The organism is Streptococcus mitis B6, from assembly GCF_000027165.1.
GTDB classification, from domain to species: domain Bacteria; phylum Bacillota; class Bacilli; order Lactobacillales; family Streptococcaceae; genus Streptococcus; species Streptococcus mitis_AR.
Genome location: NC_013853.1, coordinates 1,957,588 through 1,979,107, shown reverse-complemented (window position 1 = coordinate 1,979,107; position 21,520 = coordinate 1,957,588). Strand labels below are relative to the sequence as shown.

26 protein-coding genes are annotated in these 21,520 nt (G+C 41.5%); 25 read left to right on the top strand and 1 reads right to left on the bottom strand.

All coding sequences use genetic code 11. From position 1 onward, the window contains the following. Nucleotides 1–64 precede the first annotated feature (64 nt). The 15 genes from mgtA to SMI_RS09655 all read left to right on the top strand — a co-directional run bounded on the left by mgtA (nt 65) and on the right by SMI_RS09655 (nt 14,851). Nucleotides 65–2,725, top strand: a complete 2,661-nt coding sequence (gene mgtA / locus SMI_RS09720; RefSeq protein WP_000858856.1) for a magnesium-translocating P-type ATPase — start codon at nt 65–67, stop codon at nt 2,723–2,725. A 135-nt stretch (nt 2,726–2,860) separates the two neighbouring features. Continuing rightward, on the top strand, nt 2,861–3,259 hold the full coding sequence (spx, locus tag SMI_RS09715; RefSeq protein ID WP_000591165.1) for a transcriptional regulator Spx: 399 nt from the start codon (nt 2,861–2,863) through the stop codon (nt 3,257–3,259). A 65-nt stretch (nt 3,260–3,324) separates the two neighbouring features. After that, nucleotides 3,325–3,894, top strand: coding sequence for an SP0191 family lipoprotein (locus SMI_RS09710; protein ID WP_000725123.1), 570 nt, complete (start codon nt 3,325–3,327; stop codon nt 3,892–3,894). 86 nt (nt 3,895–3,980) lie between these two features. Then, on the top strand, nt 3,981–4,247 hold the full coding sequence (locus SMI_RS09705) for an IreB family regulatory phosphoprotein (RefSeq protein WP_000507059.1): 267 nt from the start codon (nt 3,981–3,983) through the stop codon (nt 4,245–4,247). Between the two features lie 3 nt (nt 4,248–4,250). After that, a complete protein-coding gene (gene ruvX / locus SMI_RS09700) occupies nt 4,251–4,670 on the top strand; it encodes a Holliday junction resolvase RuvX (RefSeq protein ID WP_012972608.1) in 420 nt (139 codons plus the stop codon). 15 nt (nt 4,671–4,685) lie between these two features. Next, nucleotides 4,686–4,991, top strand: coding sequence for a DUF1292 domain-containing protein (locus tag SMI_RS09695; protein ID WP_000017620.1), 306 nt, complete (start codon nt 4,686–4,688; stop codon nt 4,989–4,991). Nucleotides 4,992–5,346: 355 nt separating this feature from the next. After that, nucleotides 5,347–6,597: a bifunctional folylpolyglutamate synthase/dihydrofolate synthase gene (locus tag SMI_RS09690; RefSeq protein WP_000464297.1), complete on the top strand. Its 1,251-nt coding sequence runs from the start codon at nt 5,347–5,349 to the stop codon at nt 6,595–6,597. An 83-nt stretch (nt 6,598–6,680) separates the two neighbouring features. Then, nucleotides 6,681–7,145, top strand: a complete 465-nt coding sequence (locus SMI_RS09685; RefSeq protein ID WP_000694264.1) for an SP_0198 family lipoprotein — start codon at nt 6,681–6,683, stop codon at nt 7,143–7,145. Between the two features lie 145 nt (nt 7,146–7,290). Next, nucleotides 7,291–8,823 (top strand): cardiolipin synthase, encoded by a 1,533-nt coding sequence (cls, locus tag SMI_RS09680; protein WP_000877345.1) that lies wholly within the window; start codon nt 7,291–7,293, stop codon nt 8,821–8,823. A gap of 254 nt (nt 8,824–9,077) precedes the next feature. Next, nucleotides 9,078–10,616 carry a damage-inducible protein CinA gene (locus SMI_RS09675; RefSeq protein WP_000118112.1) on the top strand — a complete coding sequence of 513 codons (1,539 nt, stop codon included), beginning with the start codon at nt 9,078–9,080 and terminating at the stop codon, nt 10,614–10,616. 119 nt (nt 10,617–10,735) lie between these two features. Then, nucleotides 10,736–12,943 carry an anaerobic ribonucleoside-triphosphate reductase gene (nrdD, locus tag SMI_RS09670; RefSeq protein WP_000560895.1) on the top strand — a complete coding sequence of 736 codons (2,208 nt, stop codon included), beginning with the start codon at nt 10,736–10,738 and terminating at the stop codon, nt 12,941–12,943. 11 nt (nt 12,944–12,954) lie between these two features. Next, the gene (locus SMI_RS10590) at nt 12,955–13,095 is read left to right on the top strand and encodes a hypothetical protein (protein WP_000521615.1); all 141 of its coding nucleotides are present in this window, start codon (nt 12,955–12,957) and stop codon (nt 13,093–13,095) included. Nucleotides 13,096–13,138: 43 nt separating this feature from the next. After that, nucleotides 13,139–13,645 carry a GNAT family N-acetyltransferase gene (locus SMI_RS09665; protein WP_000423404.1) on the top strand — a complete coding sequence of 169 codons (507 nt, stop codon included), beginning with the start codon at nt 13,139–13,141 and terminating at the stop codon, nt 13,643–13,645. Further along, complete coding sequence (nrdG, locus tag SMI_RS09660; RefSeq protein ID WP_001064215.1) at nt 13,638–14,228, top strand: anaerobic ribonucleoside-triphosphate reductase activating protein; 591 nt, start codon at nt 13,638–13,640, stop codon at nt 14,226–14,228. Before SMI_RS09665 ends, nrdG begins: the two co-directional genes overlap by 8 nt. After that, nucleotides 14,225–14,851 carry a uridine kinase family protein gene (locus SMI_RS09655; RefSeq protein WP_000725966.1) on the top strand — a complete coding sequence of 209 codons (627 nt, stop codon included), beginning with the start codon at nt 14,225–14,227 and terminating at the stop codon, nt 14,849–14,851. Before nrdG ends, SMI_RS09655 begins: the two co-directional genes overlap by 4 nt. A 333-nt stretch (nt 14,852–15,184) precedes the next feature. Here SMI_RS09655 and SMI_RS09650 read toward each other — a convergent pair whose 3' ends face one another. Beyond that, nucleotides 15,185–16,351: an IS30-like element ISSmi1 family transposase gene (locus SMI_RS09650; RefSeq protein ID WP_000163009.1), complete on the bottom strand. Its 1,167-nt coding sequence runs from the start codon at nt 16,349–16,351 to the stop codon at nt 15,185–15,187. A gap of 305 nt (nt 16,352–16,656) precedes the next feature. On the opposite strand from SMI_RS09650, the gene rpsJ reads away from it, so the two are divergent. The 10 genes from rpsJ (at nt 16,657) to rpmC (ending at nt 21,502) form a co-directional block, all read left to right on the top strand. Beyond that, entirely contained in the window at nt 16,657–16,965 is a 309-nt protein-coding gene (gene rpsJ / locus SMI_RS09645; RefSeq protein ID WP_001284515.1) for a 30S ribosomal protein S10, read from the top strand. Between the two features lie 82 nt (nt 16,966–17,047). Then, complete coding sequence (gene rplC / locus SMI_RS09640) at nt 17,048–17,674, top strand: 50S ribosomal protein L3 (protein ID WP_000160197.1); 627 nt, start codon at nt 17,048–17,050, stop codon at nt 17,672–17,674. Between the two features lie 24 nt (nt 17,675–17,698). Further along, nucleotides 17,699–18,322, top strand: coding sequence for a 50S ribosomal protein L4 (rplD, locus tag SMI_RS09635; protein WP_000024548.1), 624 nt, complete (start codon nt 17,699–17,701; stop codon nt 18,320–18,322). Further along, a complete protein-coding gene (locus SMI_RS09630) occupies nt 18,322–18,618 on the top strand; it encodes a 50S ribosomal protein L23 (RefSeq protein ID WP_001055342.1) in 297 nt (98 codons plus the stop codon). Before rplD ends, SMI_RS09630 begins: the two co-directional genes overlap by 1 nt. Nucleotides 18,619–18,635: 17 nt before the next feature. Then, the gene (gene rplB, locus SMI_RS09625; protein ID WP_000512900.1) at nt 18,636–19,469 is read left to right on the top strand and encodes a 50S ribosomal protein L2; all 834 of its coding nucleotides are present in this window, start codon (nt 18,636–18,638) and stop codon (nt 19,467–19,469) included. Between the two features lie 96 nt (nt 19,470–19,565). After that, the gene (rpsS, locus tag SMI_RS09620) at nt 19,566–19,847 is read left to right on the top strand and encodes a 30S ribosomal protein S19 (protein ID WP_000533766.1); all 282 of its coding nucleotides are present in this window, start codon (nt 19,566–19,568) and stop codon (nt 19,845–19,847) included. A gap of 11 nt (nt 19,848–19,858) precedes the next feature. Further along, the gene (gene rplV, locus SMI_RS09615; RefSeq protein ID WP_000818139.1) at nt 19,859–20,203 is read left to right on the top strand and encodes a 50S ribosomal protein L22; all 345 of its coding nucleotides are present in this window, start codon (nt 19,859–19,861) and stop codon (nt 20,201–20,203) included. A 12-nt stretch (nt 20,204–20,215) separates the two neighbouring features. Next, on the top strand, nt 20,216–20,869 hold the full coding sequence (gene rpsC / locus SMI_RS09610; protein ID WP_000529930.1) for a 30S ribosomal protein S3: 654 nt from the start codon (nt 20,216–20,218) through the stop codon (nt 20,867–20,869). 3 nt (nt 20,870–20,872) lie between these two features. Then, nucleotides 20,873–21,286: a 50S ribosomal protein L16 gene (gene rplP / locus SMI_RS09605; RefSeq protein WP_000960946.1), complete on the top strand. Its 414-nt coding sequence runs from the start codon at nt 20,873–20,875 to the stop codon at nt 21,284–21,286. Between the two features lie 9 nt (nt 21,287–21,295). Further along, nucleotides 21,296–21,502, top strand: coding sequence for a 50S ribosomal protein L29 (gene rpmC / locus SMI_RS09600; RefSeq protein ID WP_000772918.1), 207 nt, complete (start codon nt 21,296–21,298; stop codon nt 21,500–21,502). Nucleotides 21,503–21,520: the final 18 nt, after the last annotated feature.

Sequence of the window (21,520 nt, the reverse complement as noted above, 5' to 3'; positions counted from 1 at the left end):
TGTCCTTATAAAGTGATTGGTCTCTGTGTATGAAACACATCATTCATACAGATAGGAGAAACCAATGAAAACTACAAAAGAAAGATTAGCAACAGCTATTCATACATCTTTAAACGAAACTCTATCTTTTTATAAGACAAGTCTAACAGGCCTGACTGAGGAGCAGGTGGAGAAAAATCGTGACCTATATGGCGAAAATACCATCACAAAGGGTCAAGAAGACAGTATCCTCAAAAAGATTTACGAATCCATTATCAATCCTTTTACGATCATCTTACTGGTCATCGCCGTGATTTCCTTGGTGACCAATGTCTGGTTGGCAAAACCAGGTCAAGAAGATCCGACAACTTCCATTATCATCGTTGTCCTAGTCCTCATTTCTGGTGGCATACGCTTTGTTCAAGAACTCCGTAGTGATAAGGCTGCGACAAATCTATCAAAAATGATTGTCAACACAGCGACTGTCATTCGTCAAGGAGAAATTCAAGAAGTACCTATCGATGATTTGGTAGTGGGTGACGTGGTTAAATTAAGCGCTGGAGACATGATTCCAGCAGATCTTCTTTTATTTGAGTCGCGCGATTTCTTTGTACAACAGTCGGGCTTGACAGGTGAAAGTGAATCGGTTGAAAAATTGGCCTTGACCAAGGCAACAGTTCAACAATCTGATAGTCTGCTAGAAGCAGAAGCGCTCGCCTTTATGGGAACCAATGTCTTGTCTGGTAGTGCCAAGGCCGTGGTTTTAGCAGTTGGTGATGATACCATGATGGGAGCCATTGAGCAGACTCTAAACACCTATGATGAGCCCACTTCGTTTGAACGGGAGATGAATAGTATTTCTTGGCTCTTGATTCGCTTGATGTTGGTTATGGTTCCCATCGTTTTCTTGTCCAATGGTTTAACAGATGGTGATTGGTTAGAAGCAGGTGTATTTGCTTTGAGTGTCGGTGTTGGATTGACACCTGAGATGCTTCCTATGATTATCACGGCTAGCCTAGCAAAGGGTTCTATTATCATGGCCAAGGAAAAAGTGGTTATCAAGAAACTCAATGCCATACAGGACTTAGGGGCGATTGATATCTTGTGTACGGATAAAACCGGAACCCTCACCCAAGACGAAATTGTCCTTGAATATCCCTTGGATATCCACGGACGCTTGGATTTGACCGTCTTGAGACGAGCTTATCTCAATTCTTATTTTCAAACGGGCTTGAAAAATTTGATGGACAGAGCCATCATCAAACGGACTGAAAAGGAAGCCAAAGAACACGCCCTCTTGCAAAATCTGGCTCAAACTTTTCAAAAAATAGATGAGCTTCCCTTTGATTTTGAACGTAGACGTATGAGTGTTATCGTTAAGGATGAACACGAAGTTGTTAGTTTGGTAACCAAGGGTGCCCTAGAGGAAATGCTGACGATTTCCAGTTATGCGGAATACCAAGGAGTGATTACTCCCTTGACAGATGTTATTAGAGAAGAAATTTTAGCAGAAGTCAGACAACTAAATCAACAAGGTTTGCGTGTCTTGGGAGTGGCCTATAAGTCAGGTTTGAGGGAAGGTCATGCCTATACAGTTGATGACGAAGGGGACATGATTCTAACTGGTTATTTAGCCTTTCTAGATCCACCAAAACCATCTGCTGCACCAGCAATTAAGGCTCTGTTAGAACATGGAGTTCAAACAAAAATTTTGACGGGAGACAACGAAAAAGTTACCCAAGCAGTTTGTGAAAAGGTTGGTTTGGATATCAATCAGATGCTGTTGGGGTCCGAAATTGATCAAATGAGTGATCAAGAATTGGCTCAAGCCGTGGAGGAGGTAACAGTCTTTGCCAAACTTTCTCCTGACCAAAAAGCAAGGATTATTTTGCAATTTAAGGCTAATGGTCATGCTGTAGGCTATATGGGGGATGGAATCAATGACGCTCCTTCTATGAAAGTTGCAGATGTGGGGCTTTCTGTTGATACAGCAGTAGATATTGCCAAAGAAACAGCTGATGTTATCCTACTTGATAAGGATCTCATGGTGCTGGAAAAAGGACTTGTTGAAGGTCGTAAGGTCTATGCCAACATGACTAAATATATCAAAATGACAGTGAGTTCTAATTTTGGAAATATCTTATCCCTATTGGTCTCTGGAATCTTTTTGCCATTTTTACCAATGGCACCAGTCCATTTGATTATCCTAAATCTAGTCTATGATTTGTCTTGTATTGCCTTGCCTTTTGACAAGGTGGACAAAGATTTTTTGAGAAATCCGCATACTTGGGAAGCCAAGTCTATCACACGTTTCATGGTTTGGATGGGGCCTATCTCTTCTGCCTTTGATATTTTGACCTTCATTTTGCTTTATTTTATCATTGTACCCATGACAACAGGTCAAACCTATGTCCATGGATCAGAGTCTGCCGTAGGATTTATTGTCTTGTTTCAGACAGGTTGGTTTATCGAGTCCATGTGGTCACAGACCATGGTTATTCATATGTTGCGTTCAGCCAAAATTCCCTTTTTACAAAGTCGTCCAGCTTGGCTAGTCCTTGTGACAACTTTATTGGCTGCAGCCTTTGTGACCTTCCTTCCCTACAGTCCACTATCTAGCCTTCTCCATCTAACTCCTTTAAAACCGATTTATTTCATCTTTTTACTTTTCATCATTATTTTGTATATGATTAGCGTGACAATTGTGAAAAAAATTTATATCAAGAAATATCAAGAATGGCTGTAAATTTCATTTTGTCAAGAAAAAAGTACGAAAATGACGAAAAAAGTCAAAAAAATTTAAAAATAGGTCGCAAGTCGGATGTTTTTTATGGTATAATAGACTAAACTGATAGTAACATGTAGCGAAAGGGGTAGGTACATGATTAAAATTTATACAGTCTCAAGTTGTACTAGCTGTAAAAAAGCAAAAACCTGGCTCAATGCCCACCAGTTAAGTTATAAAGAACAAAACCTTGGTAAAGAAGGAATTACGAGAGAAGAATTACTGGATATTCTAACCAAAACAGATAACGGAATAGCCAGCATCGTTTCGTCTAAAAATCGCTATGCCAAAGCCCTTGGAGTGGATATTGAAGATTTGAGTGTCAACGAAGTCCTCAATCTGATTATGGAAACACCGAGAATTTTAAAGAGCCCAATCCTTGTAGATGAAAAACGCCTGCAAGTTGGCTATAAGGAAGACGATATTCGTGCCTTCCTACCACGCTCTGTCCGTAATGTAGAAAATGCAGAAGCACGTTTGCGTGCAGCTCTATAAACATCAAGGCTGGGAGCAATTCCCAGTCTTATTCTATTTTAATTTCAAAAAGAAAGAAGAAAGAAATGAAAAAAATAGTTCTTGTTAGTCTAGCTTTCCTTTTTTTCCTGGTTGGTTGCGGACAGAAAAAAGAAACTGGGCCAGCTACAAAAACAGAAAAAGATACGCTTCAGTCGGCATTGCCAGTTATTGAAAATGCTGAGAAGAATACAGTTGTAACCAAGACTTTGGTCTTGCCCAAGTCAGATGATGGTAGCCAGCAGACACAAACCATTACATACAAGGACAAGACTTTTTTGAGCTTAACGATTCAACAAAAACGTCCAGTTTCTGATGAGTTGAAAACTTATATCGACCAACATGGAGTGGAGGAAACTCAAAAAGCTCTCCTTGAGGCGGAGGAGAAGGATGAGTCTATCATAGAAGCTCGCAAATTAGCAGGATTTAAGCTTGAAACAAAACTATTAAGCGCAACAGAACTTCAAACAACGACTAGTTTTGATTTTCAAGTTTTGGATGTCAAGAAGGCTTCTCAGTTAGAATATTTGAAGAACATTGGCTTGGAAAATCTTTTGAAGAATGAACCAAGCAAATATATTTCAGACAGATTGGCAAATGGTGCGACAGAACAATAGAAAATCCAAATAAATAGACTGCCTGAATTGTAGAAGGTAAGGAATTATGCTATAATGGTACTATTCTAAGGAAAGAGGGTGTTAGAATGGGATTTACTGAAGAAACAGTACGTTTTAAATTGGACGATTCCAATAAAAAAGAAATTAGCGAAACTTTGACTGATGTCTATGCTTCGTTGAACGATAAGGGCTACAACCCAATTAACCAAATCGTAGGTTACGTATTGAGTGGAGACCCTGCCTACGTTCCTCGTTATAATAATGCACGAAATCAAATCCGTAAGTATGAGCGTGATGAAATCGTTGAGGAATTGGTCCGCTACTACCTTAAAGGACAAGGAGTCGATCTGTAACCTATGAGAATTATGGGATTGGACGTCGGTTCAAAAACGGTAGGGGTGGCTATTAGCGATCCGCTCGGTTTTACAGCTCAAGGACTTGAAATCATCCAAATCAATGAGGAGCAAGGCCAATTTGGTTTTGACCGCGTTAAGGAGTTGGTTGATACTTACAAGGTGGAACGATTTGTAGTGGGCTTGCCTAAAAACATGAACAATACAAGCGGACCGCGCGTGGAAGCTAGTCAAGCCTACGGAGCAAAGTTAGAAGAGCTTTTTAGTTTACCAGTAGACTATCAGGATGAACGCTTGACAACAGTGGCTGCTGAGCGCATGTTGATTGAACAAGCAGATATCAGCCGTAACAAGCGCAAGAAAGTCATTGATAAGTTAGCAGCTCAGCTGATTTTACAAAATTATTTAGATAGAAAATTTTAATATAAAGGAGAGGCTATGTCACACGATCATAACCACGACCACGAAGAACGTGAACTAATCACACTAGTAGATGAGCAAGGAAATGAAACCTTGTTTGAAATCCTTTTGACGATTGACGGAAAAGAAGAATTTGGTAAAAACTATGTTCTTCTAGTACCAGTTAATGCAGAAGAAGACGAAGACGGACAAGTTGAAATTCAAGCTTACTCATTCATCGAAAACGAAGATGGAACAGAAGGCGAATTGCAACCAATCCCAGAAGACTCAGAAGACGAATGGAACATGATTGAAGAAGTTTTCAATAGTTTTATGGAGGAGTAAAAATGTTCAGTGAACATTTTTACCCTTACGCTAAAAATAAAGACCGTAAGTAAGTCTGGGAGACTGTATCAGCCCAACTCCCAGAAATTGGGAAGAGTTGGAACGTCCGGGGGACGTTTTTAGCCCTGCGCTAGAAATTAGAAACGCAGGTAGTCTGGGAGACTGTATCACCCCAACTCCTAGAAATTGGGAAGAGTTGGAACATCCAGTGGATGTTTTTAGCCCAAGTGAATATTCATAGTAGCTAGTTATTAGCTAACCAGGTAAGAGGTCGGGACGAAAATCCTGACCTCATTTTTTGTTATCTACGGAATTTTGCTAGATAATTGATTAGACATTTGTCAAGGAGATGTGTATGTTTGAAGTAGAAGAATGGCTCCATAGTCGGATTGGTTTGAATTTTCGATCAGGTTTGGACCGAATGCAACAAGCGGTGGATTTGTTGGGGAATCCCGAGAAATCTTATCCTATTATCCACGTAACAGGGACTAATGGGAAAGGATCTACCATTGCTTTTATGAGGGAGTTATTTATGGGGCATGGTAAAAAAGTCGCGACCTTTACCTCTCCTCATATCGTATCCATCAATGACCGAATCTGCATTAATGGACAACCTATAGCAGACGCAGACTTCATCCGTTTGGTTGAGCAGGTCAAGGAGATGGAAAAAACGCTTCTGCAAACCCATGATCAGTTGTCCTTTTTTGAATTGCTGACTTTGATTGCTTTCCTCTACTTTAGGGAGCAAGAGGTGGACTTGGTTTTACTAGAAGTGGGAATTGGTGGCTTACTTGACACGACCAATGTGGTAACTGGAGAGATTGCCGTCATCACCTCCATCGGACTTGACCATCAGGAGACTCTGGGTGACAGTATAGCAGCAATTGCAGAGCAGAAAGCTGGTATTTTCAAGGCTGGTAAAAAGGCAGTGATTGCGAAATTGCCTCCAGAAGCTAGACTTGTCTGTCAGAAAAAAGCAGACTCTTTAGCTGTTGACCTTTATCAGGCAGGTAAGGATTTTTCAATGTTGAATGGGGATTTTTCAAGCTCTTTGGCCAACCTTTCACAGCTGAACATAGGCTTAGAAGGAGCTTATCAGCAGGAAAATGCGGCCTTGGCGCTACAAACGTTTCTTCTCTTTATGAGAGAAGGAAAGGAAGCTGTTGATGAGCAGGTTGTAAGACAGGCTTTGGAGAAGACCCATTGGGCTGGGCGTTTGGAGCGTATTCGTCCGCAGATTTACTTGGACGGTGCCCATAACCTCCCTGCCTTGACTCGCTTGGTTGAGTTTGTCAAAGAAAAAGAGCGGGAAGGCTATCGTCTTCAAATCCTCTTTGGAGCTTTGAAACGGAAGGATTATCAAGGGATGTTAGGTTATCTGACTGAGAATTTGCCTCAGGTGGAACTCAAGGTGACTGGTTTTGACTATCAAGGTTCTCTGGACGAGACAGATGTAACAGGTTACCATGTAATTCCCTCTTACCGAGAATTTATTAGCGATTTTGAAGAAAGAGCAGATGCCCAGGGTTTGTTGTTCATTACAGGGTCTCTCTATTTTATCTCAGAAGTACGGAACCACATACTGGAACGTGAGCAGATAAATTGACCACCTTTTTTTAACTTGTTATACTAGGGGAATTGCTGGTTAGAGAAAATTTCTCTAAATTGGTAGCAGAAAGGAAATCCATCATGAAAATTAAAAAGATTCAACTTTCTCTTGCTTCTCTAGCAAGTCTTAGTCTCTTAGTAGCTTGTTCACAAAGAACTCAACAGGTTCAACAACCAGCAGCTCAAGCGCAAACACAACAAACTCAGCAATCACAACCTGCTGCTTCATCGTCTACAGAAAATACAAACCAGGTAGCAACAAGTTCTTCACAAAATGCACCTGTTGCTCAACCGACTGATATTGATGGGACTTATACAGGTCAAGATGACGGAGACCGTATCACTTTAGTGGTCACTGGAACGACTGGTACATGGACTGAGCTCGAATCTGACGGGGATCAGAAAGTCAAACAGGTTACATTTGATGCAGCAAATCAACGCATGATTATTGGTGATGATGTCAAAATTTACACTTTAAACGGTAATCAAATCGTCGTAGACGATATGGATAGAGACCCATCGGACCAAATCGTTTTAACTAAATAAGACTATGCAAGTAGGAAGGGCTGGATTTTTCAGCCTTTTTACTTTTGCTTAGAAAATAATCATAAATACTTGCCTTCTGTCGAATACCTGAGTTATACTAGTATCAATTACTTGTTTTTAGCATTCAAAATATCAAGGAGGGGATATGAAATATAGAAAATTTCAATTATTGATGTCCAAGTATGGCTTTAGTCTTTCGATTATGCTACTTGAACTTTGTCTGGTTTTTGGTCTCTTTCTCTATTTAGGGCGTATGGCCCCTATTCTATGGGTAATTGTCTTAATTTTTATGAGTATGGCGACTATTGTCGCAATTGTCAATCGCTCTATGGCGCCTGAAAGTAAAGTAATGTGGTTAGTGGTAACTTTTGTCCCTGTCATCGGCCCCTTGCTCTATCTGATGTTTGGTGAAAGGCGATTGTCCAAAAAAGAAATCAAGCAGTTGGATAGACTTGGTTCTATGCATTTTCGGGAGGATAACAGTCAAGCTCTCCGCCAGAAATTGAAGGAAGAGGATAAGGCGGCTTACGGAGTTATCAAATCTTTGCTAAGTATGGATAGCAATGCCGATGTCTATGATCGAACAGATTCACAATTCTTTTCTTCGGGTGAAAGCATGTGGCAACATATGTTGGAAGACCTCAAGAAAGCTGAGAAATTTATCTTTCTAGAGTACTATATTGTCGAAGAAGGTCTGATGTGGAATAGCATACTAGATATACTAGAGCAAAAGGCAGCTCAGGGTGTAGAGGTCAAGATGCTCTATGATGATATCGGCTGTATGGCGACTTTACCTGGAGACTACACTATTCAGCTTCGTAGTCGAGGAATTGAAGCCCATAAGTTTAACAAGGTGATTCCTCGTTTGACGGTGGCTTACAACAATCGGGACCATCGTAAAATCCTTGTCATAGATGGTCAGGTAGCCTATACAGGAGGCATTAACTTAGCCGATGAGTACATCAATCATGTAGAACGCTTCGGCTATTGGAAGGACAGTGGGATTCGTTTAGATGGCCCTGGTGTCAAGGCTCTAACCCGTCTCTTTTTGATGACTTGGTACATCAATCGTGGGGAAATCAGCGATTTTGACCAGTATCACTTGGAAAATCAGCCTTGTTCTGGTCAAGGGCTCTGCATTCCTTACGGTAGTGGACCCAAGCCCATCTTCCGTACCCAGGTAGGGAAAAAAGTCTATCAAAGTTTGATTAATCAGGCCACTGATTCAGTCTATATCACAACACCCTATTTGATTATTGACTATGATTTAACAGAGAGTATTAAAAACGCGGCCATGAGAGGTGTTGATGTCCGCATTGTGACTCCTTTCATTCCGGATAAAAAATTAATCCAGCTCATCACAAGAGGAGCCTATCCAGATCTTTTATCAGCAGGAGTAAGGATTTTTGAGTATAGTCCAGGCTTCATCCACAGTAAACAAATCTCAGTGGATAAGGACTTTGCTGCAGTTGGGACCATTAACTTAGATTATAGAAGTTTGCTTCACCACTATGAAAATGCAGTCTTGCTATATAAAACAGAATCCATCGCTGAGATTCAAAAAGATTTTCAAGAGATTTTTTCAGTATCGCAAGAAATTTTTCCTCATACGATAAAAAATAGCTGGTATCAGAAATTGATTAAGGAAATCGCCCAGTTATTCGCCCCTATCTTATAAGAAATCTAGGACTGAGGACACAAACCAGTCCTATTTTTCTTGCCTTTTACGAATAAGAAGATGTAGGAGGAACGATGCTGACTCAGAAAGAATTGGATTATATCATAACATTTAAACAGACACATTTACATCGATTTCGGGAAATTGAAACCTTTGTGAAACTATGTAAAAAATCACTCAAACACCCATCGCAAGCTGACAATCCTAGGACTTTTTGATATACTAAGACAGATAAATTGAATAGGAGAAACGATATGAGTGTGTATGGTAGAGTAGAAGAAGTTCATCAAGAGAATCGTGAACCTCTAGAATACCAAATCGAACAAGAATCGCATCATCGTGAATCAAGTCGTCTTCCTTTGGTGAAAATTTTACTATGGAGTACGCTTGTAACGGGGATAACTCTAGGAGTACCGCTATTACTCGATTTAATGAGTACACAGGAAGTGCAGGATTTTTATGCAGGTTGGGCGCTTCATCAGACAGGGAAGATTTACAGCGACTATTATGGAAGTCAAGGTTTGCTTTATTATTTGCTGACTTACGTGACTCAGGGCGGATTTTTCTTTGCCATCTTTGAGTGGTTAGCCTTGGTAGCAGGAGGATTTTTCCTCTTTCGATCGGCAGACACCTTGACAGAGCAAGGAGACCAGGCTGGACAAGTGGTGACTATTTTTTATATGCTGGTTACAGGTCTTGCTTTTGGTGGAGGCTATGCGACTCTTTTAGCGCTTCCTTTCTTATTCGCGGCCTTTAGTTTAGTTGCGGCTTATCTAAGCAATCCAAGTCATGATAAGGGATTTGTACGGATTGGGCTAGCTTTGGCAGGCGGATTTTTCTTTGCTCCCTTGGCATCGCTCCTGTTTATTGCTGTGGTGAGTTTAGGCTTGTTGGTCTTTAACCTTGGGCATAGACGTTTTGCACATGGATTTTATCAGTTTCTTGCAGTGGCTTTAGGTTTTTCACTGGTCTTTTATCCCACTGCCTACTATAGTGTTGCAACAGGAAGTTTTGGGGATGCCATTAGTGGTATTCGTTATCCTATTGACAGTATTCGCTTTGATTTTACTTCTAAAATTTTAGAGAATATGGCTTTTTATGGCTTGTTGTCCCTTGGTTTGGGATTTGTGGTTTGTATCTTTTTAGGTCTCTTTCAATCCAAACCCTCTAAACTATACGTCATTTCGGTTCCTGCAAGTCTATTCCTGATTTTAGGTTTGGTAGTGATTTTCTTTACACAGGATCCTCTACATGCATCCCGTTTGATGCTCATTTTCCCTGTCTTTCTTCTGCTTTTAGTATCCAATATCAAGGGGCAACAGAGTGGTCGTAGCGTTAGAAGAAGACGCAGAGAAGAGCCTGTTAGTCTCTGGCATCGCTATACCAAAGGAAATCTTTACCTACCGATTTTAACTTTGTTATATCTTTTGGCTGTTCCTTTTTTGATGAGGTTTGTCCTTTATCCAGTATCTTATCAAGAACGTGATCGTCTTGCTGATTTGGTGAAAGAGGAGACAAGTACGGAAGATGCTATCTATGCATGGGATGATACTGCAACTCTTTATCGTAAGAGTGATCGCTTATCGCCATCGGCTATTTTATCCCCGTTGCACTATACAGCAACTGAGGAAAATCGGAATAAGCTACTCAATGACTTAAAAGAAAATCAACCCAAGGTGATTGTGGTGAATGATAAGGTGCCAGTCTGGTCTGAAGTGGAAACAATTTTGAAAGAAAATTACCAACCAGTAAAGACGGATTACTCAGAGTTTAAAGTCTATAAAATTAAATAACTAAATCAATATCTTGTGTATTTTTAAAATTTTTAGGATTTTTACCACAAGATATTGATTTTTCTTTTTAGAGTGGTATAATACTTTTTAGAAAGAACATTTTAGAAAAGAGAATGCATATGATTGCACTAGAAGAAAAAATTACAATTTTGCCAACTCTCTTCGTCGAGAAACGAGATGGGAGACGTGTTGTATTTGATGTGGACAAGATTGACAAGGCTCTCCACAAGGCGGCAGACAAGGTTATGGATGTGACACCCTTGGTCGAAAAACGCCTCAATGCTCTGACCGAGCGAATTGTCACAGAAATTCATAGTCGTTTTCCGCAGGGAGTTAAGATTTACGAAATCCAAAATATCGTAGAACATGAACTCCTTGAAGCCAAAGAATATGCGCTGGCTGAGGAGTATATTACTTATCGGACACAGAGAGATTTTGAGCGCTCAAAAGCGACAGATATTAACTTTAGTATCCATAAACTACTCAACAAAGACCAGGCAGTTGTCAATGAAAATGCCAATAAAGACAGTGATGTCTTTAACACTCAGCGTGATTTGACAGCAGGCATTGTTGGGAAATCAATCGGACTGCAAATGCTTCCTAAGCACGTAGCCAATGCCCACCAAAAGGGGGATATCCACTATCACGATTTGGACTACAGTCCCTATACACCTATGACCAACTGCTGTTTGATTGATTTCAAGGGTATGTTGGAAAATGGTTTTAAGATTGGAAATGCAGAGGTAGAAAGTCCTAAGTCTATTCAGACTGCAACAGCTCAGATTTCGCAAATCATCGCAAACGTTGCTTCTAGCCAGTACGGAGGTTGTTCAGCTGACCGTATCGATGAAGTTTTGGCGCCTTATGCAGAGAAGAATTACCAAAAACACCTCAAGGATGCAGAAGAGTGGGTTTTACCTGACAAGCGGGAAGATTACGCTTGGAAGAAAACCCAAAAAGACATCTATGATGCCATGCAATCTCTTGAGTATGAAATTAATACTCTCTTCACCTCAAATGGACAAACACCCTTTACTTCGCTAGGTTTTGGTCTGGGAACCAGTCGTTTTGAACGTGAAATTCAAAAAGCTATTTTGAGTATTCGGATAAAGGGTCTTGGTTCAGAACACCGCACAGCTATCTTCCCAAAACTCATCTTTACGCTTAAAAGAGGTCTTAACTTAGAGGAAGGGACTCCAAACTACGACATCAAGCAGTTGGCTCTAGAGTGCGCAACCAAACGGATGTACCCAGATGTTTTGTCCTATGATAAGATTGTTGACTTGACAGGTTCTTTCAAAGTTCCTATGGGTTGCCGTTCGTTCCTTCAAGGATGGAAGGATGAAAATGGTGTAGAAGTCAATTCGGGTCGCATGAATCTGGGTGTTGTGACGGTTAACCTGCCTCGTATTGCTCTTGAGTCTGAGGGCGACATGAATAAGTTCTGGGAAATCTTCAACGAGCGGATGAATATCGCTGAAGATGCTCTTGTTTACCGTGTCGAACGCACGAAAGAGGCGACACCAGCGAATGCTCCTATCCTTTATCAGTACGGTGCTTTTGGCCATCGTCTAGGTAAAGAAGAAAGTGTTGACCAGCTCTTTAAGAATCGTCGGGCAACCGTTTCGCTGGGTTACATCGGTTTGTACGAAGTGGCAACTGTTTTCTTTGGTAATAGCTGGGAACACAATCCAGAAGCCAAGGAATTCACGCTGGATATCATTCGTGATATGAAACGCCGTGTAGAAGAGTGGTCAGACCAATATGGCTACCATTTCTCTATCTACTCAACACCATCTGAAAGTCTGACAGACCGTTTCTGTAGACTAGATACAGACAAGTTCGGTTCTATTCCTGATATTACAGATAAGGAATACTACACTAACTCTTTCCACTACGATGTTCGTAAAAATCCAACACCGTTTGAAAAATTAGACTTTGAGAAAGTCTATCCAGAAGCAGGTGCGTCAGGTGGTTTCATCCATTATTGTGAGTATCCAGTTCTTCAACAAAATCCAAAGGCCTTAGAAGCTGTCTGGGATTATGCCTATGACCGTGTGGGCTATCTTGGGACCAATACACCAATAGACCGTTGCTACAAGTGTGACTTTGAAGGGGATTTTGAACCAACCGAGAGAGGATTTGCTTGTCCCAACTGTGGCAATAGCGACTCTAAAACAGTAGACGTTGTTAAACGGACTTGTGGCTATCTAGGCAATCCTCAAGCGAGACCGATGGTCAATGGGCGTCACAAGGAAATCGCTGCGCGTGTCAAACATATGAATGGCTCAACGATTAAAATAGCTGGCCATCAAGTAACAAATTAGAAGGAAATGAAATGGGAAAATATCAATTAGACGATAAGGGGCGTGCACAAGTGACCCGTTATCACGAGAAACACTCTAAAGGTGGAGCTGGTAAAAAAGAACGCTTGCTCAACCTCAAAGAACAATTTTTAAATAAGAATAAGAAGAAATAAAAGTGAGAGTCAGCTCTCGCTTTTCTCTTAGTGGGAGGTAAGGATGGAATTACGCAGACCAAGATTAGCAGATAAAGAAACAGTTTTAGAGATGATGGCAGAGTTTGAAAAATATCAGTCGCCTCACGACGGTGGTTTCTGGGATACAGAGAACTTTGTGTACGAAGAGTGGTTGGAAACAAATATGCAAAAAGAGATGGGAATAAACTTGCCTGAAAATCGTGTTCCTTCTATTCAATTTGTATCATTTGATGATGTAGGTCGTGCTCTAGGATTTTTGAATCTGCGATTGAGACTGGATGAGGGTTTACTGAATTATGCTGGTCACATTGGCTACTCCATTCGTCCATCTGAAAGAGGCAAAAGTTATGCTAAGGAAACTCTACGTCAGGGCTTGCAAGTTGCTAAGGAAAAGAACATCAAGAGAACTCTTGTGACCTGTAGCGTGAATAATCCTGCTAGCAGAGCAGTCATTCTAGCAAATGGAGGAATTCTTGAGGATGTTCGTAATGGAGTCGAGCGTTATTGGATAGAGGTAGCGAATGAATAATCCAAAACCACAAGAATGGAAAAGCGAGGAACTCAGTCAAGGGCGTATCATTGACTACAAGGCTTTTAACTTTGTGGATGGAGAAGGTGTGCGGAATTCCCTCTATGTATCAGGTTGCATGTTTCACTGCGAGGGATGTTATAATGTTGCGACTTGGTCTTTTAATGCTGGCATTCCCTATACAGCAGAATTAGAAGAACAGATCATGGCAGACCTTGCCCAGCCCTATGTTCAAGGATTGACCTTGCTGGGAGGGGAACCTTTTCTCAATACTGGTATTCTCTTGCCCCTCGTGAAGCGGATTCGGAAGGAATTGCCAGATAAAGATATCTGGTCCTGGACGGGTTATACATGGGAAGAAATGATGTTGGAAACTCCAGATAAATTGGAACTCTTGTCGCTGATTGACATTCTTGTTGATGGAAGATATGACCGAACTAAGAGAAATCTCATGCTCCAGTTTCGAGGTTCTTCCAATCAACGCATCATCGATGTGCAAAAATCTTTCAAAAGTGGGCAAGTAGTGATTTGGGATAAGCTTAATGACGGAAAAGAAAGTTATGAACAGGTGAAGAGAGAATGAAGAAAAAAGACTTAATAGAAGGACTGGTTTCAGAGATAGAAGCTGGAAAAGTCAAGACACTGGGAATATACGGTCATGGGGCTTCAGGAAAATCAACCTTTGCACAGGAATTGTACCAAGCTTTAGATTCTACTACAGTAAATTTGCTAGAAACAGATCCTTATATCACCTCAGGACGCCATCTGGTAGTACCCAAGGACGCGCCAAATCAAAAGGTGACAGCCTGTCTGCCAGTGGCGCATGAACTGGCGAGTTTGCAAAGAGATATCCTCGCCTTACAAGCGGGTATGGATGTCTTAACAATTGAAGAACCTTGGAAGGCTAGTGAGGTCTTGTCTGGAGCAAAACCGATTTTGATTGTCGAAGGGATGTCTGTGGGCTTTTTACCCAAAGAACTCCTTGACAAAACCATTTGTTTCTACACGGATGAGGAGACCGAATTAAAGCGGCGTCTAGCTCGAGATACGACTGTGAGAAATCGCGATGCATCCTTTATATTGGCTAGCCATCAGATGAGACGGGAGCAGTATCTGCTATACTATAAAGAAACTGAGTCAAAGGCGGACATTCTAGTGGACCAATCAGAAGGTAAAATTGATGTCAAGAGAACTCAACTTATATAGAATATAGAAGAAAATCCCTAATTTTAGAAAGAAAAAATAGGAAAACAGTTTCATTGTAAAAAAAGGTAACTTCTAAAACTAACTTCCAGTTTCCCACAACCTAGCTTTTAGTATGAGAAAAACGCGTGAAATCAGTGGAAATCCGTCTTAGACTAACTTCCACTGGTTTTCTTTTTCTTGATATATAAGGGTTCAAAAGCGAAAAGACTCAGAAAAAAGTGCACGACAAATAGCCCTAAAACAGAGTCGTCTTAGAGTAAATTCCAGTTGCTAGCGTTTAGTGTGAGACTTTTCGATGGTGATAAGATGTGTAGTTAGAGGGGAAAATTCCCTTTATTTCAATAAATCAGGTGATAGGTGTGTGTCTTCTGGTTTGACAAATTGGCAACCCAGAAGAGCAGCGATGTCCTCGCCAAAGGTGAAGGTGAAGATGTCGTAAGCAGATTTTCCTTGAAACTCTTCTCGTTTCAAGGAATTGACATGGGAAATGACTAGATTGACGTCTTTCTGAGTCAGCTGGTCAAAGGAAGTGCCCTTGGGAAGAATGGCTCGCAAAACCGTATGGTTCTTCTCAATCCGCCCCTTCTGGTCAGGACGGCTAGGGTCGCAGAAGTAGAGGTGAGACTTCCCATCAATGTCTCGCTCAAGCTCCTCCACATAGGCGAACTCAGATCCGTTGTCTGTGAGAATGACAGGGAACAGCTGATGGAACGCACACCCTCCGTCCATGACTCTTTCTTTCAAAGCTGCGAATTTAGTGGCGACCTCCAGAGCGGTCTTGTTGTTCAAAAGCAGGGCGAAGAGGAAGTTGCAGAAGGAAACGTTGAAGGTGAGCAGTAGCTTTCCACCAGGTCTGCCGATGACCGTGTCCATTTCCAACCATTTGAAGAAATCATCTGTTTCTCGTAACTCTTGGAAATCTTGATAGGTCCGCCCAATTTTCAGCTCTTTAGGAATAGCTACTTTTCTGGATTTTCTGCGTTCCTTGAACGTGACCATCCGAGGGAAATCAATGGGCTTGGCTGTCAGATAGCCCAGCTTGGCATGCCGATACACCGTAGCTTTCGACACAGGTAGGTTATGTGTCTGAATGATATGGTAGATGCTTTGTTTCTTCTGGATGCCTTGGGTTAAGACCTTGTCCATCTGATAAAAACTTTCCTTGTTTAGGGGAATGCCCTGTCTGGATTCCCTCAACATAGTCTCGTACTGCTCCTGTGCCTTTTTCGCGTAGTAAAGATAGCGGTTAAACCCACAATCCGTCCTCTTTTTTGGACAGTTGTTACAGACATAAGGAGCTTTTTTGAGAAGAGGGCAATCCGTGCAATCAGATTTGACGGATGTTGGATGCATGATGCGATTGCGCTTGATTTCCTTTGAAATCGTTGACGGGTCTTTCCCCATCTTCTCAGCGATGGAACGGAAAGTCTCCTGTTGGCTGATTCCAGTTTGGATGTCAATACGGTCTTCTAGAGTGAGATGTTTTTGTTTTTTCGTCATGAGGTGCCTCCTCACGAAAAGTCTCAGACTTAATTCTAGCATAATTCATCGTCTGAGACTAACTTCCAGTTTTGGGAGAGAGATGGAAGTTACTTTGAGAAGTTACGCATTGTAAAAAAACGGAAAAACAGCAACAAATCCCTTGCAATCGCAGGGGGTTTGTGTTATTCTATTATGGTGCTGTAAAAACAGCTATAGCTTTGATGCAAGAGGTTGCGACACGCTCGGTTGCATTGCCACGCAACGCGCGTCGGTTTTCTTGTGGAGCTAGCCTATTATCTTAAATAGACGAAAAGGAGAAAAAGATGGCAAACAAAAAAATCCGCATCCGTTTGAAAGCGTACGAACACCGTACACTCGACACAGCGGCTGCAAAAATCGTAGAATCAGCTACTCGTACAGGTGCACAAGTTGCGGGTCCAATCCCACTTCCAACTGAGCGTAGCCTCTACACAATTATTCGTGCGACTCACATGTACAAAGATTCTCGCGAACAATTCGAAATGCGTACACACAAACGTTTGATCGACATCATCAACCCAACTCAAAAAACAGTTGATGCCTTGATGAAATTGGATCTTCCAAGTGGTGTAAACGTAGAAATCAAACTTTAATTTAAAGCTTGATACCTTGAGCATGAAAAACGCTCGTTAAAAACTTTTTGAATAAAAAATATAGAAAAGGAACTATTTTCTCATGACAAAAGGAATCTTAGGGAAAAAAGTGGGAATGACTCAAATCTTCACTGAAGCTGGCGAATTGATCCCTGTAACAGTTATCGAAGCAACTCCAAACGTTGTTCTTCAAGTTAAAACTGTTGAAACAGATGGTTACAACGCTATCCAAGTTGGTTTCGATGACAAACGCGAAGTATTGAGCAACAAACCTGCTAAAGGACATGTAGCAAAAGCTAACACGGCTCCTAAGCGCTTCATTCGTGAATTCAAAAACGTTGAAGGCTTGGAAGTTGGTGCTGAAATCACAGTTGAAACTTTCGCAGCTGGAGATGTTGTTGACGTAACTGGTACTTCTAAAGGTAAAGGTTTCCAAGGTGTTATCAAACGCCACGGACAATCACGTGGACCTATGGCTCACGGTTCTCGTTACCACCGTCGTCCAGGTTCTATGGGACCTGTTGCACCTAACCGCGTATTCAAAGGTAAAAACCTTGCAGGACGTATGGGTGGCGACCGTGTAACCATTCAAAACCTTGAAGTTGTACAAGTCGTTCCAGAAAAGAACGTTATCCTTATTAAAGGTAACGTACCAGGTGCTAAGAAATCTCTTATCACAATCAAGTCGGCAGTTAAAGCTGGTAAATAATAAGGAAAGGGGAATACAGTCAAAATGGCAAATGTAACATTATTCGACCAAACTGGGAAACAAGCGGGCGAAGTTGTTCTTAACGATGCAATCTTTGGTATCGAACCAAATGAATCAGTTGTGTTTGATGTCATCGTTAGCCAACGTGCTAGCCTTCGTCAAGGAACTCACGCAGTTAAAAACCGCTCTGCTGTTTCAGGTGGCGGACGCAAACCATGGCGTCAAAAAGGAACTGGACGTGCTCGTCAAGGATCTATCCGCTCTCCACAATGGCGTGGTGGTGGAATCGTCTTCGGACCAACTCCACGTAATTATGCGTACAAACTTCCTCAAAAAGTTCGTCGCCTTGCACTTAAATCTGTTTATTCAGAAAAAGTTGCTGAAAACAAATTTGTAGCCGTTGATTCTCTTGAATTTACAGCTCCAAAAACTGCTGAATTTGCAAAAGTTCTTGCAGCTTTGAGCATCGATTCTAAAGTCCTTGTTATTCTTGAAGAAGGAAATGAATTCGCAGCTCTTTCAGCTCGTAACCTTCCAAATGTGAAAGTTGCGACTGCTACAACTGCAAGTGTTCTTGACATCGCAAATAGTGACAAACTTCTTGTTACTCAAGCAGCTATCTCTAAAATCGAGGAGGTTCTTGCATAATGAATTTGTATGATGTTATTAAAAAACCTGTTATCACTGAAGGCACAATGGCTCAACTTGAAGCAGGAAAATACGTATTTGAAGTTGACACTCGTGCACACAAACTTTTGATCAAGCAAGCTGTTGAAGCTGCTTTTGAAGGCGTAAAAGTTGCCAACGTTAATACAATCACTGTAAAACCTAAAGCTAAACGCGTTGGACGTTATACTGGTTTTACTAACAAAACTAAGAAAGCTATCATCACACTTACAGCTGATTCAAAAGCAATCGAGTTGTTTGCTACTGAAGCTGAATAATCTAAGGAGGAAATATCGTGGGAATTCGTGTTTATAAACCAACAACAAACGGTCGCCGTAATATGACTTCTTTGGATTTCGCTGAAATCACAACAAACACACCTGAGAAAACTTTGCTTGTTTCTCTTAAAAACAAAGCAGGTCGTAACAACAACGGTCGTATCACTGTTCGTCACCAAGGTGGTGGACATAAACGTCATTACCGTTTGATCGATTTCAAACGTAACAAAGATGGAGTTGAAGCAGTCGTTAAAACGATCGAATACGATCCAAACCGCTCAGCTAACATCGCGCTTGTACACTACACTGACGGTGTGAAAGCTTACATCATTGCCCCTAAAGGTCTTGAAGTAGGTCAACGTATCGTATCAGGACCAGAAGCAGATATCAAAGTCGGAAACGCTCTTCCACTTGCTAACATCCCAGTTGGTACTTTGATCCACAACATCGAATTGAAACCTGGTAAAGGTGGAGAATTGGTACGTGCTGCTGGAGCTTCTGCTCAAGTGTTGGGTTCTGAAGGTAAATATGTACTTGTTCGTCTTCAATCAGGCGAAGTTCGTATGATTCTTGGAACTTGCCGTGCTACAGTTGGTGTTGTCGGAAACGAACAACATGGACTTGTAAACCTTGGTAAAGCGGGACGTAACCGCTGGAAAGGTGTTCGCCCTACAGTTCGTGGTTCTGTAATGAACCCGAATGATCACCCACACGGTGGTGGTGAAGGTAAAGCACCAGTTGGACGTAAAGCGCCATCTACTCCTTGGGGTAAACCTGCGCTTGGTCTTAAAACTCGTAACAAGAAAGCGAAATCTGACAAACTTATCGTTCGTCGTCGCAACCAAAAATAATCATAAGCGACTAGCTTACACTTTCCGCCAGCTCGGTAGCGCTGCTTAGCAGCGCAAGCCGCTGTGGTACTAAATTTTAAAGGAGAAAATTACAAAATGGGACGTAGTCTTAAAAAAGGACCTTTCGTCGATGAGCATTTGATGAAAAAAGTTGAAGCTCAAGCAAACGACGAAAAGAAAAAAGTAATTAAAACTTGGTCACGTCGTTCAACGATCTTCCCAAGTTTCATCGGATACACTATCGCAGTTTATGATGGACGTAAACATGTACCTGTTTACATCCAAGAAGACATGGTAGGTCACAAGCTTGGTGAATTTGCACCAACTCGTACTTACAAAGGTCACGCGGCAGACGACAAGAAGACACGTAGAAAATAAGGAGAACATAAATGGCAGAAATTACTTCAGCTAAAGCAATGGCTCGTACAGTGCGTGTTTCACCTCGTAAATCACGTCTTGTTCTTGACAACATCCGTGGTAAAAGCGTAGCCGATGCCATCGCTATTTTGACATTCACACCAAACAAAGCTGCAGGGATCATCCTTAAAGTGTTGAACTCAGCAGTAGCAAACGCTGAAAATAACTTTGGTTTGGAAAAAGCTAACTTGGTAGTATCTGAAGCATTCGCAAACGAAGGACCAACTATGAAACGTTTCCGTCCACGTGCGAAAGGTTCAGCTTCACCAATCAACAAACGTACAGCTCACATCACAGTAGCTGTTGCAGAAAAATAAGGAGGTAAACTCGTGGGTCAAAAAGTACATCCAATTGGTATGCGTGTTGGTATCATCCGTGATTGGGATGCCAAATGGTATGCTGAAAAAGAATACGCGGATTACCTTCATGAAGATCTTGCAATCCGTAAATTCATTCAAAAAGAATTGGCTGACGCAGCCGTTTCAACTATTGAAATCGAACGCGCAGTAAACAAAGTTAACGTTTCTCTTCACACTGCTAAACCAGGTATGGTTATTGGTAAAGGTGGAGCAAACGTTGATGCACTTCGTGCAGCTCTTAACAAATTGACCGGTAAACAAGTACACATCAACATCATTGAGATCAAACGTCCTGACTTGGATGCTCACCTTGTTGGTGAAGGAATCGCTCGTCAATTGGAACAACGTGTTGCTTTCCGTCGTGCACAAAAACAAGCGATCCGACGTGCTATGCGTGCTGGAGCTAAAGGAATCAAAACTCAAGTATCAGGTCGTTTGAACGGTGCAGATATCGCCCGTGCTGAAGGATATTCTGAAGGAACTGTTCCACTCCACACACTTCGTGCAGATATCGATTACGCTTGGGAAGAAGCAGATACTACATACGGTAAACTTGGTGTTAAAGTATGGATCTACCGTGGTGAAGTTCTTCCAGCTCGCAAAAACACTAAAGGAGGTAAATAACCAATGTTAGTACCTAAACGTGTTAAACACCGTCGTGAATTCCGTGGAAAAATGCGCGGTGAAGCAAAAGGTGGAAAAGAAGTAGCATTCGGTGAATACGGTCTTCAAGCTACAACTAGCCACTGGATCACTAACCGCCAAATCGAAGCTGCTCGTATCGCCATGACTCGTTACATGAAACGTGGTGGTAAAGTTTGGATTAAAATCTTCCCACACAAATCATACACTGCTAAAGCTATCGGTGTGCGTATGGGATCTGGTAAAGGGGCACCTGAAGGTTGGGTAGCACCAGTTAAACGTGGTAAAGTGATGTTCGAGATCGCTGGTGTATCTGAAGAGATTGCACGCGAAGCGCTTCGTCTTGCTAGCCACAAATTGCCAGTTAAATGTAAATTCGTAAAACGTGAAGCAGAATAAGGAGAAGGCATGAAACTTAATGAAGTAAAAGAATTTGTTAAAGAACTTCGTGGTCTTTCTCAAGAAGAACTCGCGAAGCGCGAAAACGAATTGAAAAAAGAATTGTTTGAACTTCGTTTCCAAGCTGCTACTGGTCAATTGGAACAAACAGCTCGCTTGAAAGAAGTTAAAAAACAAATCGCTCGTATCAAAACAGTTCAATCTGAAGCGAAATAATAGACTAGGGAAGGAGAA